Origin of the sequence: Glaciibacter sp. 2TAF33 (assembly GCF_052114945.1) — a bacterium.
Classification (GTDB): domain Bacteria; phylum Actinomycetota; class Actinomycetes; order Actinomycetales; family Microbacteriaceae; genus Cryobacterium.
Genome location: NZ_JBFRFS010000002.1, coordinates 102,304 through 119,207 on the forward strand (window position 1 = coordinate 102,304; position 16,904 = coordinate 119,207).

Consider the following 16,904-nt stretch of genomic DNA (forward strand, 5'->3'; position numbering starts at 1 on the left):
AACCCGAGGTGAATATCGCCGGAATCGACCCCGCCCGGATCCTGGTTATTGGCGACGGTCCCGCGGCGGGTTTCGGCGTGAGAACCCACCAGCTGGGTATCGCTGGGCATTTGGCCAGACATCTCGGCGGGCTCCTCGCCCGCGGTGTGGTCGTCACGGTCCTGGCGCAGCCGGCCGCGTCGGCGCGTTCGACCCTCAAACGCCTCGATGATATGGACGTCGACGGGTATGACTCCATCGTGCTCATGCTCGCCACAACCGACGCGTTCTGCCTCACATCTCGGCGGAGTTGGCGGCGCAACATGACCGCGCTGGTGCGCACCCTTATAGCTGCGGACGCTCCATCCATGTGCGTGACGAGCGCGGCAAGCCTGCACTTGGCGCGGCCTCTTTCGCCGTTCGCGCGACGGCTCACTGGCAGGCACGCGCGAACGCTCAATGCCGAGACCCGGCGTATCTGCGCCCAGACAAACACCCCGATGATTTCATTGGATGCCGCCTCAGACCTCACATCCCGCACCTACGCCATGTGGGGCCGCCGCATCGGTGCGCATGTCGCAGACTCCCTGCACAAGCGAACTCAACAAGCGTCCTCCAAACCGCCGCGCCGACGCGAGCTCCCGCGCAGGGTGCAGCACATAGAGAGGGCCTCTGTATGAACCCGAGGCATCCCAACGCTGAGAAGCCCGCACCGCTTTGCCCGCTGTGCGGCTCGCGCACGGCGTTGCGCCCAAACCCGCACTTCGGAGTCGGGCTCGCGGTACACCGCTATTTGCGTGTATGCCTGAAATGCGACTGGATCGCCATCGTTCGCGAGCAACCCACCAGGCCGCCGGCGCCTACGAATTCTGCCCCGGTCGAGGTCGAGGGCGTCAAGCCAACGCCTGATCGCCGCGGCTTTCGAAAGCGCCGGCGTAAGACCACCGCAGAATGAGTCAGCGCCGCACCTGCTCAGGGAACGCTCGGACACCGGTCGTCAAACGTGCGATGGAAGAAGCCGCTGTAAAGAGCAAGAACAAACTTGTAGCGGATCAGTTTCGGGAAAGGCAATGGCAGCTCCTCAGCGCTTCGGCCCGGGCAGCGACGCTTGCAGGAGCCTTCGAGCGACACTCTCCTAGAACGGGGGATGTCACAGGAGCGGGCGTTCCCGATACGGTCGATGAATCCCCAACCCGCAAGGAGCGCCTACAACTATGCCTGAGATCGTCGTCACATTAATGCTGTCCGACGGTTCGAAGGCGTTGACGCGAGTCCCGACAAACCGGCACTGTCAACTACCCGCGGTGATCGTCGACCCGCGAGACAACCGCGGCCGGGTGATCAGCGGAACGTGGCTCGGGGACAGCAAAGACGGGCGGCTGGATGGCTCCGAGTATCAACCGGTGCCGGTCAGGTCAAGCGCGTTCGACGCGCGCAGTGGAGCAAGAATCTAGCGCCAACGCATCCCGCTAGCTCGCGCTATTCCCTCTCTACACGCTATAAAGGACGAAGCCCGGTGGCTCTCGTCTATTCGGGTTAGCGAAAGTCACCGGGTCTCGCCCGATGCTGAATGTTATTCCTGCGTTTCCGTGGACCGCAAGAGGAATCTCGCTCCTGCCTCAGATCAGGCGCGCTGAGCGTATAAATGCCCTGCAAAGCCCTACGGTCTGCCCTGGGGGATGCCTATCATCGTTGCATGGCACACCTGCGGCATGCCCACGCAATCTATGACTACGACGCGCACAAGCTCACCTTGATGCATAACGAGGGAAAAGTAGGAGTCTGGGAAGTTTACGAGGGAGCCAGCTACCTCGGCCTCCTGATGGAATCGCATACCGGCAGTGAAGAGGGTGTTGCCACGCGACCGCCTGGACACGAGGATGCCGGTCACGATGATGGGTCAACCGACGATTAGCGCGCAGCCGTCCGCTACCTGGTAGACAACGCCTAGCGCGTCGACAACACGACGACCTTGCAGGACGGGCACCACCAGAACGGATGCTCGACCGAGCCCGCCGCCTCGCATCGGTGCATGCAGTTCGGGCAGGCTGGTGGGTCTATGGCGGGGAGTCGACGCCCGGCGCACCATTCGTCGAAATAGTCAACCGCATAGTCGCCATGTTCGACTCAGCGTGCGGACGGCTCTGCCCTCACCCATCGGCGATGCGAGTCACGTGATAGAGCCATCGCCGCTGCGAGCGGGATCGGGCCGGGTTCCCGGAACCAAGGGAACAAGGGCTGCGAGAAGAGCGAAGATGTCGCCAATTTCCTCCTGTGTTGGCGTGGGCACGGTGACGGATGCTCCGATGGTAATCAGGTATGGAATCATCGCGGCCGTTCGGGCCATGGTGGGGTCGGTGACGACACCTTGCCAAAGTCGAATGAGGGCCTGCAGTCGCGCGGCATCGATCCGTCCCAACGTTGCACGCGCCGCCTCGTCGTGGGAGCCCCACCCTCGGATGGCAGCCTCCAGTCCAGGGTCGACGGGAGCGTACGAGGGAGCCTCCATCAGGGCTCGTTCCGCGGACAAGTGATCAAGTGACGCCACAGCGGTCTCGATGACCGCGACGGCGTCCGACTCGTACCGCTCGAGAAGCGAGCGGTGATAGTCGTCGACACCGCTGAAGTGGTGATGGAACGACCCCTTCGTGAGGCCCAATCGACGGGCAACGCGATCAACGCGTAGCCCCCCAATTCCCTGCTCCCGCAGCACAACCAGACCTTCCTCGATCCAGCGATCCTTAGCTACCATCTAAGAACCGTACCATACCGTATGGTACGGTTCTGTGATGACGTTATTACCGGATCCCTCGTGGCCGATTCTCGTTCTCGCTCTGATCACTTTCGTCGATGGCATTCTTTGCCTCCGCCCGGCCGCGTTCATCGCACAGTGCTTCATGGACGTGCAGTGGCCGCGCAAATATTGGCGACTCATGCCGGTGATCAAATTCGCTGCCGCCGCCGGATTGATCGCTGGCATCTGGATGCCTGTGCTCGGCATCGTTACGACCTCCTGCCTCGTTGCCTACTTCCTTGTCGCGATCGCGGGGCATGTGCGGGCGCATGATTTCGGCCGTAACCTCTTCGTCAATGCAACGGGGATGCTACTGATCTGCGTGGCGACCCTGATCTTCTGCTTCTAGACCGGCTCGGGACAGGTTGATATATAAATGCTCATTCATTTATCATCGATGGCATGAAAACACATGACCTTGCAGGCCGTATCGCTGTGGTGGCTGGAGCGACAAGAGGGGCCGGACGCGCGATCGCCATCGAACTTGGCGCGCGGGGCGCAACGGTTTACGGCACGGGCCGGAGCACGAGAGAGGGCCGATCCGTCATGGACCGGCCGGAGACGATCGAGGGAACCGCCGAGAGAGTCACCGCAGCAGGCGGAACTGGCATCGCAGTCCGGTGTGACCACAGCAAGCCCAATGAGGTCGCAGCCCTCGCGGAGCGCATTCGCTCCGAGTCGGGTCGGGTCGACATCTTGGTCAACGACATCTGGGGCGGCGACCATCTGGTGGACTGGGAGAAGAAGTTTTGGGAGCATCCGCTCGGAGACACCCTCGCCGTGATCCGCAACGGGGTGGAAACCCATGTGATCACCTCCCACTATCTTCTCCCGCTGGTGTTGCAGAGCGATGCCGGACTGGTCGTCGAGGTTGGCGATGGAAAGGGCCAGGTTCCCTACCGCGGCAACATCGGCTATGACATCGTGAAGTCCACCGTTGTGAGGCTGGCCGAGTCCCTCAACGCTGAGCTCTCGGACAGCGGCGCGATGGCGCTTAGTGTGACACCGGGATTCCTTCGATCGGAGGCGATGCTCGAACTCATTGGCGTGACGGAACAGAACTGGCGGGAGGCGAGCGACTTCGGGGGCGGGTTCTTCGTGCACTCAGAGACACCTCACCTGCTGGGACGGGGACTGGCCGCGCTGGCCACCGATCCGGGACGCACCCGATTCGCTGGCACATGCCTCGGCTCCTGGGATCTGATGCACGAGTACGGGGTCGTGGACCTCGACGGGGCTTCGCCGGACTGGGGAACCGTGGATGCCAAGGCCCGCCGTTCGATCGTCGACGATGGTTTCCCGGATGTGGGCGCCTGATGCCGCGGATCAAGATCTTGAGCGACGAGGCAGTGTTGGCTGGCGTCCTCCGGCTCGTGCAGCGCATCGGACCGGAACGCTTCACGCTCGCCACGGCAGGGGCCGAAGTCGGGCTGTCCGCCTCGACTTTGGTGCAGCGATTCGGATCGAAGCGGGCCCTCCTGCTGGCCGCCGACAGATGGGCGATCGAGCGCTGGGTGGGCGGCATGGATGAGCACTCATCAGACGGACCGGCTCTCGATCAGCTGATCGCTGGACTCGTTCATGCCGTGGAAGCCGGGACGTCGCCCGAAGAGATGGCCAATTCGGTATCCCTGCTCCAGATCGCCCTTACCGACAGCGAGTTCCATGAGTCAACCCGGGCCGGCGCTATCCGGCTGCGCGCCAAGATCGTCGAACGTCTGCGTGAGGCCGCGGCAAATGAGGAACTTCGGCCCGGGACCGATCTCAACGAATTGGCCGAGATGGTCGAAGTCACCTATCACGGAGCCATGATCAGCTGGGCCATACATCGTGAGGGCTCACTGCTCGACTCGCTGAAAGCACGGTTCGCCCAACTCCTTCAGCCTTACCGCGTCTGATCGGAGGCCCGAAGGAACACCGAGGGAGTGCTGCACGACAAGTTTGCGGAGTTAGTTCCTGCCCCCCGCAGAGCTAGATGTCCGTAAGCCGGACGCTCTACCGACCCTCCCCCGCGGTCGTTGGCCGCCATGAAGCACTTGACCTAGAGGTTCGCATTTGCCCTGCCCGCAAAGGATTCTCACTCAGGTGCCCCTTGCGGGACATCACACCGCTAACTTCCCGCGTCACGCAACCGTTCGCTGGTCCGTCGGATAGCGTGGCAGCATGACTCGCGTGTGGCTGACGGGCTGGGAGTGGGCTTGCTGCGGTAGAGCGTTCGCCGTTGGTGACGACGTCGACTTCGGCATCGTGACGCAGGCCCCGCATCCCGCCCTGGCTGAAGCGCTCGGCCGGGTGCTCGTCGCGACCGTCGACGCGATCGAGTCGCACCACGAAGGGGAATTCGACGATCGGGTGCGCGGTCGGGTAGTCGCGGTGCACGCGGTCACGCGAGAAGTCATCGAGCGTCGGTCATTGCACCATCCCGGTCACGGTGCACCGCCGGCTACGGTCATGCCGTCAGACGGCGAGGAGTGGCCGGTGATCGGTCGTGAGCTCGGAAACGGCGTATTCATGGAGTCGCGACCATCGCGGCACGTCATTGAGATCGTGCCAATTGCAGGCACGGCCGTGCTCCTGCCGGCTCGCGGGGTCCGGCTATCCCCAATAGAGCAAGACGAAACGCTGCCGACAATCGAGGAGCTCACCAGCGATCCACCGCCCGAGTGGCGTGTGCGCTCACTCGCCGGCTGGCTCATCGACATCGAGGAGCAGTAGTAGCGCCCGGCGCGGCGTACTTTTGATCACAGGGCTATTGGGGATCGGTGACACAGACAGCTATCGTCGTCGCGCGAGTACGAATCCCTGTGCGTGCGCAACACAGTGTGCATGAGGCTTGGAAAGTCACGCCCAAAGCGTTAGAATCCAAGCATGAAATCGCGTGAGGCGCTGCGAGTGCTGGCGGAGGTGACCGAGTCCCAGTGGGGCATGGTCACCTCCGCACAAGCCAGCGTGCGCGGCGTCAGCCATATGAACCTCACAAGGCTGACGGAATCCGGGGACCTGATCCGCCTGTCGCACGGGGTCTACAGGGATGCGGGCGCACCGGGCGGCCAGCACGAAGAACTGCGTGCGGCGTGGCTGGCGACCGACCCCGCGAAGCTTGCGTACGAGCGCCTCAGCGAGGATCCGAAGAGCGCCGTCGTTTCAGGCGAATCAGCAGCTCGACTCCACGGCATCGGGGACCTTCGGGCAATGAAGAGCGAGTTCACGACCCCGGCGCGCAAGCAGACCCAGCGAGCAGACGTCCGATACCGAACCCGAGTGCTGCCCGAGAAAGACGTCACTGTGCGGGAAGGCCTGCCAACGACGACTCGCGAACGCACGATCGCCGACCTCGTCGAAGATCGGAACGACCTCAGCATCGTCGGCAACGCGCTGCGCGATGCGGCCAGGCAGTCCCAACTGGACGTGGACCGGCTTACCCAACTCCTGAGCCCGCTCGCCGAACGCAACGGCCACCGCAGGGGCGACGGTGATGCCCTCCTCGAAGAACTCCTGCGAGTCGCTGGTATAGACCAGGGCAGCATCGCGAAGCAGATCGCCTCGATTCCCTCTCTCGGTGCCCTCATCGCGGCACGGTACCTCGGGGACCTCCCGAAGGTCGACACCACGACTGGGCTCGCCGCACAGATCGCTTCGTCAGGCGAGGCGAGCGCCCACGCTCGCCTCGCAGAACAACTACGCACAGCCGACTGGGCCTCGCTCGCCCTGGCTTCGCAACCGACGAGGAAGGAAGGTTAAGGCCGTGTCCGAGACGGAGCGATACGCCACCCCTGGTGCCGTCGAAGCGGCCATCGCCGCAGCAGCCCGAAAGGCGTCCACCGCGGACAACTCCCTCACGATCCAGGAACGCATCCGACTCGAGTATTTCCACTGCTTCCTCAGCCGAGTGTTCTCCGAAACAGACGACTCCGATTGGATGCTCAAGGGCGGCACAGCGATGCTGGCGCGCGTCGCTTCGGCGCGCACGACGATCGACGTCGACCTCTTCCGTCGCAGCCGCACCCTGGACACGGCGCTCGTTGACCTCCGCAGGCTGGCTGCCGTCGATCTCGGCGACTTCTTCCGATTCGACTACACCGGGTACTCGAACGCAGTTGACGGCAATCAGCCGACGTACACCGAGGGCTACCAAGTGAGCTTCGATGTCTATGCCGGTGCGAAGAAGAAGGACAGTTTCCATGTCGACCTCGTCGTTAACGTCGTCACGACCGGTGAAGTGGAGATCGCTGAGCCGGCTAATGCGCTCGAGTTGCCGAAGCTCCCGAGCCACCCGTATCGGCTCTACCCGGTCGTCGACCAGATCGCCGACAAGGTGTGTGCGACGCTCGCGCTCTACAACGACCGCCCGTCGAGCCGCGAGAAGGATCTCGTCGATCTTGTTCTCCTTGCCGCCACCCAGACTGTGGACGCGATGGAGCTCCGTCGCGCCTTGGACGTTGAAGCTGGTGCCCGCTCCTTGAGGTTGCCCGACGCCTTCGCGACGCCTGCGAACTGGGGCGCCCGATACGCGAAGCTCGCATCGAAGGTTCCCGCCTGCGCCGACTTCCGGACTGTCGAACTCGCGACCGAGCTCATGCACGCTTTCATCGACCCGGTACTGCGAGGCGAAAACTCCGGCCTCGCCTGGTCACCCGAATCGCTCGCCTGGAGCTGATGGCCGACCCGATCCCGTGCCATATCTGTGCCATTAATGGCCCGAAAACGAACTGAAACCAACTGAGACGATTCAAAAGAATCCCCGATCAGCGCGATATCGCAACAATAGTACAGTGCAAAAAACGGCCCGGGCTCACTGAAAATCGAGAGGTCACGGGATCGACGCCCGTCGGAGCCACTGAAACCCTCGTCTAGCTTCTACATGGCGGGGGTTTCTTGCACTCCGCGTGAGGCGACCGAATAGGGACGAATAGTCAGGGCTTCGGGTACGGCCCGCCACTGTGGGCGCCCATGAGCGTGAAGACCATGGTCCGGCGCGCGTCAGCCCGCTCACGATCGCCGACCAGCCCCCGCGAGGGCCGATTCAGCGAGGCTTCCCAAGCCAGGTCGATGAGCAGGGCGGCCACTCCGAGCGCCACAACTGTTGCTCCGATGAAAGCATCAAGATTCATGCGAACCCTCCGAAACCTGCCCCTGGCGTCACATTAAAGGGTAACGCGTTCCACCCGCGTTGGACAGTGGCCGGTGGCGCCGTCACCCCCGAACGGGCTACAGCGGCGGTCGCCCGAATGACGGTATGGTCGGCAGGCGAGAGGTGAACATTCGTCATCTCCACCCGCACGACCCATTTGAGCCTGTACACCCGAAATTCAGGGAATCATCGTGACCCGGAACCACGCCACCGTCGCTCCCACCGCGGATGTCGACCCCACCGCCGCGCTCGGCCCCGGCACCCTCATCTGGCATCTGCCACAGGTGCGGGAACGCGCGAGTGTGGGCTCCGGATGCATCGTGGGGCGCGGCACGTACATCGGCCCCGGCGTGGTGGTGGGAGACAACTGCAAGACGGGAGCCGTAAGACAGCGGATGACTGGCGCCCGGTCGGCGTAATGGTCGGGACCGGCGCTTCGATTGGTGCGCGGGCCGTGTGTATCGCAGTCGTCATGATCGGCCGCTGGGCGCCGGTGGCGGCTGGCGCCGTCGTCACCAGGGACGTCCCGGAATTCGCGCTCGTCGCCGGCGTTCCCGCCCGGCAGATCGGCTGGGTGGGACTAGGCGGCCTTCCCCTTCGCGCCGAGGACAGTGGCCGCTTCAGCTGCCCGGCCGGCCCGGCCGCCGGTCGACGACGCCCCCTGGGATTGGGCCGCATCATCGATGGTGACCAGGCCGTGCCGCGCGGCCAGCGGGATGAGCGCGTCCATCGGCGCTGTCTGGCCATAGAGGTGGACCGGGACGATCGCCCGAGTCCGCGGGGTGATCGCCGCCTCGACAGCGGACGGGTCGATGAGGAGGAAATCCTCGTCGACGTCGACGAAGACGGGGACCGCGCCCATGCGTGTCGCGGCCTCGGCCGTCGCGATGAAGGTGTTGACGGGGATGATGACCTCGTCGCCGGGGCGGATACCGACAGCGCGCAGCGCGAGTTCGACGGCGTCGGTGCCGTTCGCCACGCCGACACAGTGCCGAACGCCGATGTACGCGGCGTACTCCCGCTCGAACGTCGCAACCTCGGATCCGCCGATGAACGCGGCGGACGTGAACTGCGCCCGCCAGATCGGCAGCACCTCGTCGGCGATCTCGGCCTGCTGGGCGACCAGGTCGAGGAACGGGACCCTCATGCCTCCACCACCTCCAGCAGACGGGCCGGCACGCCGACCCACATTTGCTCCGCCGGCAGGTCCCGCGTCAGCACGGCTCCCATTCCGAGGACCGCGCGCCTCCCGACCCGGATGCCCTCCCGCACGCTTGCGTTCATGCCGAGGTACGCCCCCTCCCCGATCCACGCGTGACCTCCGAGCGCGACGCCGGCGCACACCGTGGCGAACGACTCGACCAGGTCGTCATGGGTGAGAGTGACGTTCGGCATCAGGACCACGTGCCGGCCGAGCTCAACGTTCGTGGTCAGCACAACGCCGGCGAGAAGGATGCAGCCCTCGCCCACCGAGCAATCGTCCGGCACCACCACGCTGGGGTCGATCACGCTGATGTAGTCGTCATGGGTGCGACCATTCCCGGCGAGGCGGGATGCGATGTCAGCCCGTACGACCCCGCGGCCGGCGCAAATCAACAGGCTCGCTCCCGGGTGGTCCGACGCATGCCCCGTTCCGCCCAGGATCGGCAACCCGTCGAGGCTGGTCCCCCACGTGGCCTCGTCATCGTCGAGGAAGCCGATCGGGGTGTGCTCACCCGATCGACGCAGCACGGAGAGCGCCTCCCGCGCCAGGCCGCTGGCCGCGACCAGCAGCACGTCAGCCATGTCCGGCAACCGTGAGGGGCGCCCGCAGCACGTCGATCACGCGTGCCTGCTCCTCATCCGTCATCTGGTGGAACAGCGGGAGGATGAGTGTGTTGTCGGTGAGGCGTTCGGTCACGCCCAGCAGGGCGTGATCGGCGGCGGCGGCCCAAAAGGCCGGTTGGCGATGGGACGCCATGATGCCCCGGCGCGCAGAGATATCGCCCTCGGCAAGCGCCTTGAGCAGGCCGTCACGGTCGGTCGGGAACCCGGGTTCGACTTCGACCCAGTATGACTGGAAGTTCGAGGTTCCCCACTCGGGGTCGCCCACCGGGCGGAGTCCGTCGATGCCGGCAATCGCCGTGGCATACCTCGCGGCGATCTCACGCCGTCTCCGCACCATCTCCGACAGGCGCCCGAGCTGCACGATCCCCACGGCCGCCTGCATGTCGGTCATCCGGTAATTGAACCCCGTCTCCAGGTACTCTTCGGCCGGCGCGAGCACGCTCGCCTGTCGATCAGCGGCCGACATGCTCATGGCGTGCTCCCGCAGCTGCCTGGCCCGCTCGGCCCACTGTGCATTCGACGTCGTCAGCATGCCCCCCTCCCCCGTGGTGAGCAGCTTGCGCGGGTGAAAAGACCACGCGGCGAGCACGGCGCCAGCCCCGACCGGGCGGCCCCGGTAGGTGGAACCGGCACCACAGGCGGCGTCTTCGATCACCACAATGCCCAGCGGATCGCAGACCTCCTGGATCGAGTCGAGGTCAACCGGAACGCCTCCCTGGTCGACCACGATGACCGCTCGCGTGCGCTCGGTGATGGCAGCTGCAACCCCCTCCGCCGTCACGTCGCCGGTGGAGGAGTCGACGTCGATGAAGATCGGTCGTGCCCCCACGTAGATCGGTGCGTTCGCCGTGGCGATGAAGGAGAATGACGGAACGATCACCTCGTCGCCGGCGCCGACTCCCGCCACAATGAGCGCCAGGTGCAGGGCTGTTGTGCAGTTCGATGTCGCGATGGCGTGCTGGGCGTGCATCGCCACGGCGAACTCGCGCTCGAATTGCGCGACCTTCGGCCCTTGGGCGACCCACCCTGACGCGATCACGTCGCTGACGGCCAGGATCTCGTCGGCGCCCATCCACGGCTTCATCACATTGATGCGGTTCATGAGGGCACCGCCACTCGTCCCGTGGCGATCTCATGCCGCAGCGGCCGCCACCACTCCACGAGCTCCCGCAACCCCTCGTGCAACCCGACGCGGGCCTGGAAGCCCAGCTCATTGCGTGCGGCGCCGGTGGCGGCCAAGCGTCGTACCACCCCGTTCACCGCGCGGTCGGGGCCATGCTCAACGGCCAGGTCGGAGCCCATCACCGCCAACAGCGCCTCCGCCAGGCCCAGCAGGGTCGTCTCGGTTCCGCTGGCCACGTTGTAGACGCCCTCGGTGCGCTCGCTGGCAGCGGCCGGGAGATTGGCCCTGGCAATGTCCGTGGTGAAGATGAAGTCCATCGTCTGCAGCCCGTCGCCGAAGATCAACGGTGGCCTGCCGTCGGCGATACGCTCCATCCACCGCACCAGGAACTCCGTGTAGAGGCCGTGCACGTCCATGCGCGGGCCGTAGACGTTGAAGTAGCGGAGCGCGACGTAGTCGAGCCCGTACATCGCGCGGAAGCTGCGCAACATCCCCTCGCCGAACGACTTGGCCGCGCCGTAGAAGGTGTCGTTGTTGTGGTCGTGGTGGCTCTCGGGGGTGGGGAAGACCTCGGCCATGCCGTAAACCGAGGCGCTCGACGCCGAGATGACCTTGTCGACCCCGTGCGCCGCAGCAGCCTCCAGAACGTTGAAGGTTCCGTCGGCCAGGACCTCGTGCGCGAGGCGGGGTTCCTCGGCGCACTGGGTGATGCGAATCGACGCCTGGCGGAAGACCAGGTTCTTGCCCCGGCAGAGCGTATGCACCGGGGCGGCATCGCCAATGTCGCCCTCGATCACCGTGACTCGGTCGGTGGCCAACTCTCCAGCCAGTTCGGCCTGCGGCTCACGGGCGGGCAGGGCCGGGTATCGCACCATAGCCCCGTCGGCCAGGCTCCGGCTCGCCGCCTCAAGCACCTGCAACCCTGAATCGGCGTCGGTGCGCGGGGCGCGCCGCTCCCGGATGTTCGCCGCGAATTCTGCGGCCATGGCGTCCAGCGCCTCGCGCTCCGCCAGAGCAGGCGACCAGGTGTCGCCCAGCCGATACGAGATGGCCGCGGCCCGGCGTTCGACCCCGCCCGGCGATTGGGTCTGGAGGTCGACTCCACGGTCGTTGACGCTGACCCGCTGTTGCGGGTTGAGGTCATCCCACACCAGGGTTCGCTTGGTCCCGCCGATGATCATGGTGCGAATCTTGGTCGGGCTCAACCAGTTGACGTGGATGTGCGCGATGGCACCGTTCTGCAGCGGCAGGGTGAGATAGCCGACACAGGCCTTCCCGGCCCCGAGCGGATCGGCGCCCTGCGCCGTGACACTCACCGGCCGCAGCCCGCTGGCAAGGACGAAGTCGCTGATCGAGAGATCGCGTGGCGCGAGGTCCCAGAACACATCGACATCTGGTTGGATCAGCCCGAGATTGATCCGCACCGAGTCGATGAAGAGGATGTCCCCGAGGGCGCCTTCGTCGATCGGTTCGCGGATCTTCGCCACCGCGGGGGTAGAGCAGTACGTATGGTCCGCCATCAGTACCAGGCGAAGAGCGGCCGCCGCCCGCACCATTTCGTGGCCGCGCTCGCCGGTGTCCGCCAACGGCTTCTCCACCATGACGTGCTTTCCAGCAGCGAGCGCAGCGAGGGTGATCGCATGGTGCGTCCTGGCCGGCGTGGCGATGGCGATCGCGTCGACATCCGCTGCGGCGAGGAGCGCGTCAAGTGACGTCTCAACCCGGACGCCGCAGAGGCTGTCAGCGACTCGCTGGCCGCGCACCGCGTCCAGGTCGCCGATTGCGACCTGGTTCCAGTTCGGGCTGGCGCGGAAATTGCGGGCGAGGTTCGGCCCCCAGTACCCGGCGCCGATGACCGCGATGCGCAGCGCCTCAGTCATCGGAGTGCTCGGGTGGCGAGAAGATGGCGGGCTCATGCAGGCGTGTGGGCACAGGACTCTCCACGTATCCGGGACTACGAAACCGTTCGGGTAACGGTTTCCTCGCTGGTACTTCGTCGGGTTACGAAACGAAGCGGATACCGCACCAGCAGGTGTGTGCGACTATCGGCAGGTAGCGACTGCCGATGAATATCTGAGAATCGCTCACAGGTCAGACTGTGACACAAGTGCAGGCTCGCTGCATACCCCCTAATGGGGGCCCCTCCACCTCATCATGGCGGGACGGATGGCGACTGTCCCCCGTAAAGGTGGCAGCGCACAACGCCCTCATGGGGGTAATGTCGTCCCGTGAGTATCTGAGTATCAATCACGTTGCTCACCCGCGCGGACGCTGGGTATTTCGTCGTTCGCCTGGCACAACACTGCTGAACCTGTAAACCCGAAATGCAGGGAATGAAAAATTGGACACGTACCCGACGTGTCGGCTCGTTCGCCGACCCTTGATTGACCCGTTGCGTCTCGTTCTGCCGGTGTGCCGGCGCGCAACGCCGTTCACCCCACCAGGCACGGTGAACGACCGATGACGGACGCGAAAGCGCGACTGCTGTCGGCGCATCCCGCCTCCGGCGCCTTCCCGCTGATTCATCGACCGCGGCTGAGCCGCGTCGGCGGCCATAGCGGCGGGACCGAGGTCGACCAGGTCGACGTGCTCTCCGGCGCGCCCTGGGCGAGACGGTTCCGTTCCCGCCTGCGGGCGAGCGACATCGCCATCATCCTGACGGCGGTGACGATCGCGCTTCTCACTCGTTTCGACGCCGGAAGCGCGAGCATCGCCGTCGGCCCGTTCCACGCCAGCTACTGGGCCATCTCCGCGCTCATCATCGCGACCTGGATTGCGACCCTCAGCGCCTTCCACACCCGTGACTCCCGCATCGTGGGGGTGGGTGCGACGGAGTACAAGCAGGTCATCAACGCCAGCGCGGTAGCGTTCGGCGTCCTCGCGATCAGCTTCCTGATCTTCCAGGTGGACATCGCGCGCGGCTTCTTCGTCCTGGCGCTCCCGCTGGGGGTCGTCGGACTCGTGACCGAGCGTTGGTTCTGGCGCAAGTGGCTGCTTCGGCAGCGCAACTACGGGCACTACCTGGCCCGTGCGATCGTGGTCGGCAGCCGCAGAGACGTCGAGTATGTGGTCGAACAGATCGAGAACAAGTCGGGCGCCGCGTATCACGTCGTCGGCGCCGCGCTGGAGAACGGCTCCGGTCGGCCCATCACCGCCGGTAACCGCATGGTCCCCATCGTTTCCGATTTCGCACACGTGGCGGCCGCGACCAGTGTCCTCGGCGCCGATACGGTGATCGTGGCCGGCCAGCCCCGAGGCGGCAGTGCGTTCATCCGCAACCTCGGCTGGGAGTTGGAGAACACCCCGGCTGACCTGGTGCTGTCCAGTCGGCTGACGGATGTCGCCGGCCCGCGCATCCATTTCCGGCCGGTCGAGGGCCTTCCCTTGATCCACGTCGAGATCCCGCACTTCGAGGGCGCAAAGCACGCGTTGAAGCGCATCCTCGACATCGCGGCATCCGCTCTCGCCTTGGTGGTCCTGATCCCCCTGTTCGCCGCCATCGCGCTGATGGTCAAACTGGACAGCCCCGGGCCGGTCCTGTTCCGGCAGGAGCGGTGCGGACGGAACGAGAAAACCTTCCGGATGCTCAAGTTCCGTTCTATGGTCAAGACGGCCGAACGGGACCTCGCGGGTCTCATCGGAACCAGCGAGGGGAACGGCGTGCTGTTCAAACTCCGGGACGACCCCCGGGTGACGCGTTTCGGCCGAGTCATCCGCAAGTATTCGCTCGACGAACTGCCCCAGTTGTGGAATGTGCTGGTCGGTGACATGAGCCTGGTCGGCCCGCGGCCACCGCTCCCCGCCGAAGTCGAATGCTACGAGTCACACGTGCACCGCCGCCTGTACATCAAGCCAGGACTGACCGGGATGTGGCAGGTCAACGGCCGGTCCAACCTGAGCTGGGAGGACAGTGTGCGGCTGGACCTCTATTACGTCGAGAACTGGTCGTTGACCGGCGACCTGATGATCATCTGGCGCACATTCAAAGTCATGATTCAGCCGGTAGGAGCGTATTGACCGTGCCAGACGCCACGCGAGCCCCAGAGATATCGCATCCATCCGCGAAGCCGCTTCGTCTTGCGATGATCGGCACCCGCGGCGTCCCAGCCGCATACGGCGGTTTCGAGACCGCGGTCGAAGAAATCGGCCAGCGCCTGGTCGCGCGCGGCCATGAGGTGACCGTGTACTGCCGAGGCGCGCAGGCACCCTGCCCCCAGGAGTTCCTGGGCATGAGGCTCGTCCACCTGCCTGCGCTGCACGTGAGGTCGCTCGAGACACTCAGCCACTCTGCGCTGTCCGTGGCACACTGCGTCCTGCGCCGTCGACCAGACGCCGCATTCGTGTTCAACGCCGCGAATGCGCCATTCGTGCCGGCGTTGAGGATGCGCGGCATCCCCACGACAGTTCACGTCGACGGCTTGGAATGGAAGCGCGACAAGTGGGGTGGCGCCGGCCGCCACTACTATCGCTGGGCTGAGCAATACGCCGTCCGGAATTCGGATGCCCTCATCGCCGACGCCCGTGGCATCGCCGACTACTACCGTGACGAGTTCGCCGTCGCCACAGAGCTCATCACGTACGGCGCCAAGATTCTCGGTGACGTTCCGCATGACCGGCTTGCCGAATTCAGCCTGAAGCCGTCGGGGTATCACCTCGTCGTCGCCCGGTTCGAACCCGAGAACCACGTCGACGTCATCCTGGAAGGCTACATTCGCAGTGGCGCGAACCTGCCGCTGGTCGTGGTCGGGTCGGCGCCGTACGCCGCTGATTACACGACCCGGGTGCTCCGGTTGGCGGCGTCGGATTCCCGTGTCCACATCATGGGCGGCGTCTGGGACAAGGAGCTCCTTGACCAGTTGTACGCGCACGCCGTCACCTACCTGCACGGGCACTCCGTCGGCGGGACGAACCCGTCCTTGTTGCGGGCGATGGGCGCCGCTACGGCGGTCATCGCCTGGGACGTCGGGTTCAATCGCGAAGTGCTCGGCGTGAACGGCGCGTTCTTCGGAGACACGGATACGCTGGCCGGGCTGGTCGAGGACGCGGAACTCAGTCCACATCGCACCGCCGAGGTCGGCCAGGCCCTCCAGGGCCGCGCGCAGGCGCTGTTCGACTGGGACCGTGTGACCGACGGATACGAGAGCCTCGCCGTCCGGCTCACTCACGGGTACAGCACACATGAACTGGGCCGCCGCCGGACCACCACGTCGGTCTCGCTTGCCGAGGCGATGGAGCCGGCAGGCCGCCAGACCGCACGGGGAACACTCTCATGAGCCGCACGGGGACGGCGACACCGGTTGTCGCATCAGAGCGCTACGCAGACACCCTCCGTCGGTTGGCGTCGGCGCAGAAGGTGGCGGCTCCTGGTGCACCGGCTTATTCGATCTACGTCAACCGGAAGGTCGGCCGTTACATCGCCGCAGCCGCGTTCCGGGCCGGGCTGACTCCCAACGCTGTCACCATGATCAGCGCGGTGTTCACGTTCACCGGCATCACGGCGATTGCGGTTGCGCCGCCCCTGTGGTGGGTGGGAATTTTGGTCTGGCTGCTTCTGGCCGTCGGGTATGCATTCGATTCCGCTGACGGGCAGGTGGCACGGCTTCGCGGGGGAGGATCGCCCTCTGGTGAGTGGTTGGACCATGTGGTGGACGCGATCAAGATCTCAACCCTCCACCTTGCGGTGCTGATCACGTTCTTCACACATTTCAGCCTGCCGAGCCCCGTGTGGCTGCTGGTTCCTCTGGGTTTCACCGCTGTCGCATCCGTCGCCTTCTTCGCCATGATCCTCAACGACCTGCTCAAGGCGAAGCACGGGTCGCATCGTGCGACCGTGCCGCGGCGAAGCACCCCCCTCCGGGCGATTGCGGGTATTCCAACCGACTACGGCGTGCTGTGCCTGGCCTTCGTGCTACTCGGGTTCCCGTGGCTCTTCGTCGGCGTGTACACGGTGCTGTTCGCGTTCAACGCGGCATACCTCGTCCTCGCACTGGTGAAATGGTTCACCGACATGGTTGCGCTCGGGAGGGCTGAAGCATGAACTCATCTGGATT

At 65.2% G+C, this 16,904-nt stretch carries 17 protein-coding genes and 3 pseudogenes; 13 read left to right on the forward strand and 7 right to left on the reverse strand.

Annotation, left to right across the window (positions count from 1 at the left end; genetic code table 11):
* Positions 1-8: 8 nt before the first annotated feature.
* From AB4Y94_RS02105 to AB4Y94_RS02115, 3 genes are all read left to right on the forward strand, one after another.
* Entirely contained in the window at positions 9-659 is a 651-nt protein-coding gene (locus tag AB4Y94_RS02105; protein ID WP_441724267.1) for a GDSL-type esterase/lipase family protein, read from the forward strand.
* Positions 660-1,193: 534 nt separating this feature from the next.
* The gene (locus AB4Y94_RS02110; RefSeq protein ID WP_441724268.1) at positions 1,194-1,433 is read left to right on the forward strand and encodes a hypothetical protein; all 240 of its coding nucleotides are present in this window, start codon (positions 1,194-1,196) and stop codon (positions 1,431-1,433) included.
* A gap of 242 nt (positions 1,434-1,675) precedes the next feature.
* Positions 1,676-1,894, forward strand: a complete 219-nt coding sequence (locus AB4Y94_RS02115) for a hypothetical protein (RefSeq protein WP_441724270.1) — start codon at positions 1,676-1,678, stop codon at positions 1,892-1,894.
* A 255-nt stretch (positions 1,895-2,149) separates the two neighbouring features.
* Here the strand turns inward: AB4Y94_RS02115 and AB4Y94_RS02120 are convergent, their stop codons facing one another.
* Positions 2,150-2,731 (reverse strand): TetR/AcrR family transcriptional regulator, encoded by a 582-nt coding sequence (locus AB4Y94_RS02120; protein ID WP_441724271.1) that lies wholly within the window; start codon positions 2,729-2,731, stop codon positions 2,150-2,152.
* Positions 2,732-2,768: 37 nt separating this feature from the next.
* Between AB4Y94_RS02120 and AB4Y94_RS02125 the strand changes: the two genes are divergently transcribed.
* The 6 genes from AB4Y94_RS02125 (at position 2,769) to AB4Y94_RS02150 (ending at position 7,430) form a co-directional block, all read left to right on the forward strand.
* Entirely contained in the window at positions 2,769-3,122 is a 354-nt protein-coding gene (locus AB4Y94_RS02125; protein ID WP_441724273.1) for a DoxX family protein, read from the forward strand.
* A gap of 53 nt (positions 3,123-3,175) precedes the next feature.
* The gene (locus tag AB4Y94_RS02130) at positions 3,176-4,090 is read left to right on the forward strand and encodes an SDR family oxidoreductase (protein WP_441724275.1); all 915 of its coding nucleotides are present in this window, start codon (positions 3,176-3,178) and stop codon (positions 4,088-4,090) included.
* Positions 4,090-4,671: a TetR/AcrR family transcriptional regulator gene (locus AB4Y94_RS02135; protein WP_441724277.1), complete on the forward strand. Its 582-nt coding sequence runs from the start codon at positions 4,090-4,092 to the stop codon at positions 4,669-4,671. The genes AB4Y94_RS02130 and AB4Y94_RS02135 overlap by 1 nt, the downstream gene beginning before the upstream one ends.
* A 265-nt stretch (positions 4,672-4,936) precedes the next feature.
* A complete protein-coding gene (locus AB4Y94_RS02140) occupies positions 4,937-5,488 on the forward strand; it encodes a DUF6578 domain-containing protein (protein WP_441724279.1) in 552 nt (183 codons plus the stop codon).
* Positions 5,489-5,641: 153 nt separating this feature from the next.
* Positions 5,642-6,514, forward strand: coding sequence for a type IV toxin-antitoxin system AbiEi family antitoxin domain-containing protein (locus AB4Y94_RS02145; RefSeq protein WP_441724280.1), 873 nt, complete (start codon positions 5,642-5,644; stop codon positions 6,512-6,514).
* Positions 6,515-6,518: 4 nt separating this feature from the next.
* Positions 6,519-7,430 (forward strand): nucleotidyl transferase AbiEii/AbiGii toxin family protein, encoded by a 912-nt coding sequence (locus AB4Y94_RS02150; protein ID WP_441724281.1) that lies wholly within the window; start codon positions 6,519-6,521, stop codon positions 7,428-7,430.
* 256 nt (positions 7,431-7,686) lie between these two features.
* On the opposite strand, the gene AB4Y94_RS02155 is transcribed toward AB4Y94_RS02150, so the two are convergent.
* Complete coding sequence (locus tag AB4Y94_RS02155; RefSeq protein WP_441724282.1) at positions 7,687-7,884, reverse strand: hypothetical protein; 198 nt, start codon at positions 7,882-7,884, stop codon at positions 7,687-7,689.
* Between the two features lie 208 nt (positions 7,885-8,092).
* Here AB4Y94_RS02155 and AB4Y94_RS02160 point away from each other — a divergent pair.
* A pseudogene (locus AB4Y94_RS02160) lies at positions 8,093-8,535 on the forward strand (N-acetyltransferase); the annotation flags it as partial.
* Here AB4Y94_RS02160 and AB4Y94_RS02165 read toward each other — a convergent pair.
* From AB4Y94_RS02165 to AB4Y94_RS02185, 5 genes and pseudogenes are all read right to left on the reverse strand, one after another.
* Positions 8,485-9,051 carry a DegT/DnrJ/EryC1/StrS family aminotransferase gene (locus AB4Y94_RS02165; protein ID WP_441724283.1) on the reverse strand — a complete coding sequence of 189 codons (567 nt, stop codon included), beginning with the start codon at positions 9,049-9,051 and terminating at the stop codon, positions 8,485-8,487. The pseudogene AB4Y94_RS02160 and the gene AB4Y94_RS02165 overlap by 51 nt on opposite strands.
* Positions 9,048-9,689 carry a NeuD/PglB/VioB family sugar acetyltransferase gene (locus AB4Y94_RS02170; RefSeq protein WP_441724284.1) on the reverse strand — a complete coding sequence of 214 codons (642 nt, stop codon included), beginning with the start codon at positions 9,687-9,689 and terminating at the stop codon, positions 9,048-9,050. The genes AB4Y94_RS02165 and AB4Y94_RS02170 overlap by 4 nt, the downstream gene beginning before the upstream one ends.
* The gene (locus AB4Y94_RS02175) at positions 9,682-10,833 is read right to left on the reverse strand and encodes a DegT/DnrJ/EryC1/StrS family aminotransferase (protein ID WP_441724285.1); all 1,152 of its coding nucleotides are present in this window, start codon (positions 10,831-10,833) and stop codon (positions 9,682-9,684) included. The genes AB4Y94_RS02170 and AB4Y94_RS02175 overlap by 8 nt, the downstream gene beginning before the upstream one ends.
* A pseudogene (locus AB4Y94_RS02180) lies at positions 10,830-11,672 on the reverse strand (NAD-dependent epimerase/dehydratase family protein); the annotation flags it as partial. The pseudogene AB4Y94_RS02180 and the gene AB4Y94_RS02175, both read right to left, overlap by 4 nt.
* Positions 11,673-11,738: 66 nt before the next feature.
* Positions 11,739-12,734: pseudogene (locus AB4Y94_RS02185) on the reverse strand (Gfo/Idh/MocA family protein); the annotation flags it as partial.
* A gap of 580 nt (positions 12,735-13,314) precedes the next feature.
* Here AB4Y94_RS02185 and AB4Y94_RS02190 point away from each other — a divergent pair.
* From AB4Y94_RS02190 to AB4Y94_RS02200, 3 genes are all read left to right on the forward strand, one after another.
* Positions 13,315-14,871: a sugar transferase gene (locus tag AB4Y94_RS02190; protein WP_441724286.1), complete on the forward strand. Its 1,557-nt coding sequence runs from the start codon at positions 13,315-13,317 to the stop codon at positions 14,869-14,871.
* A 65-nt stretch (positions 14,872-14,936) separates the two neighbouring features.
* Complete coding sequence (locus AB4Y94_RS02195) at positions 14,937-16,127, forward strand: DUF1972 domain-containing protein (protein ID WP_441724601.1); 1,191 nt, start codon at positions 14,937-14,939, stop codon at positions 16,125-16,127.
* Complete coding sequence (locus AB4Y94_RS02200) at positions 16,124-16,891, forward strand: CDP-alcohol phosphatidyltransferase family protein (RefSeq protein ID WP_441724288.1); 768 nt, start codon at positions 16,124-16,126, stop codon at positions 16,889-16,891. The genes AB4Y94_RS02195 and AB4Y94_RS02200 overlap by 4 nt, the downstream gene beginning before the upstream one ends.
* The last annotated feature ends 13 nt before the right edge of the window (positions 16,892-16,904 follow it).

Bases quoted from the DNA above. Each gene is read 5' to 3' on its own strand.
- AB4Y94_RS02110 (WP_441724268.1), top strand. From the start codon at position 1,194: ATGCCTGAGATCGTCGTCACATTAATGCTGTCCGACGGTTCGAAGGCG.
- AB4Y94_RS02135 (WP_441724277.1), top strand. From the start codon at position 4,090: ATGCCGCGGATCAAGATCTTGAGCGACGAGGCAGTGTTGGCTGGCGTC.
- AB4Y94_RS02175 (WP_441724285.1), bottom strand. From the start codon at position 10,833: ATGAACCGCATCAATGTGATGAAGCCGTGGATGGGCGCCGACGAGATC.
- AB4Y94_RS02145 (WP_441724280.1), top strand. From the start codon at position 5,642: ATGAAATCGCGTGAGGCGCTGCGAGTGCTGGCGGAGGTGACCGAGTCC.
- AB4Y94_RS02200 (WP_441724288.1), top strand. From the start codon at position 16,124: ATGAGCCGCACGGGGACGGCGACACCGGTTGTCGCATCAGAGCGCTAC.
- AB4Y94_RS02120 (WP_441724271.1), bottom strand. From the start codon at position 2,731: ATGGTAGCTAAGGATCGCTGGATCGAGGAAGGTCTGGTTGTGCTGCGG.
- AB4Y94_RS02165 (WP_441724283.1), bottom strand. From the start codon at position 9,051: ATGAGGGTCCCGTTCCTCGACCTGGTCGCCCAGCAGGCCGAGATCGCC.
- AB4Y94_RS02115 (WP_441724270.1), top strand. From the start codon at position 1,676: ATGGCACACCTGCGGCATGCCCACGCAATCTATGACTACGACGCGCAC.
- AB4Y94_RS02130 (WP_441724275.1), top strand. From the start codon at position 3,176: ATGAAAACACATGACCTTGCAGGCCGTATCGCTGTGGTGGCTGGAGCG.
- AB4Y94_RS02195 (WP_441724601.1), top strand. From the start codon at position 14,937: ATGATCGGCACCCGCGGCGTCCCAGCCGCATACGGCGGTTTCGAGACC.
- AB4Y94_RS02125 (WP_441724273.1), top strand. From the start codon at position 2,769: ATGACGTTATTACCGGATCCCTCGTGGCCGATTCTCGTTCTCGCTCTG.
- AB4Y94_RS02170 (WP_441724284.1), bottom strand. From the start codon at position 9,689: ATGGCTGACGTGCTGCTGGTCGCGGCCAGCGGCCTGGCGCGGGAGGCG.
- AB4Y94_RS02155 (WP_441724282.1), bottom strand. From the start codon at position 7,884: ATGAATCTTGATGCTTTCATCGGAGCAACAGTTGTGGCGCTCGGAGTG.
- AB4Y94_RS02140 (WP_441724279.1), top strand. From the start codon at position 4,937: ATGACTCGCGTGTGGCTGACGGGCTGGGAGTGGGCTTGCTGCGGTAGA.
- AB4Y94_RS02190 (WP_441724286.1), top strand. From the start codon at position 13,315: ATGACGGACGCGAAAGCGCGACTGCTGTCGGCGCATCCCGCCTCCGGC.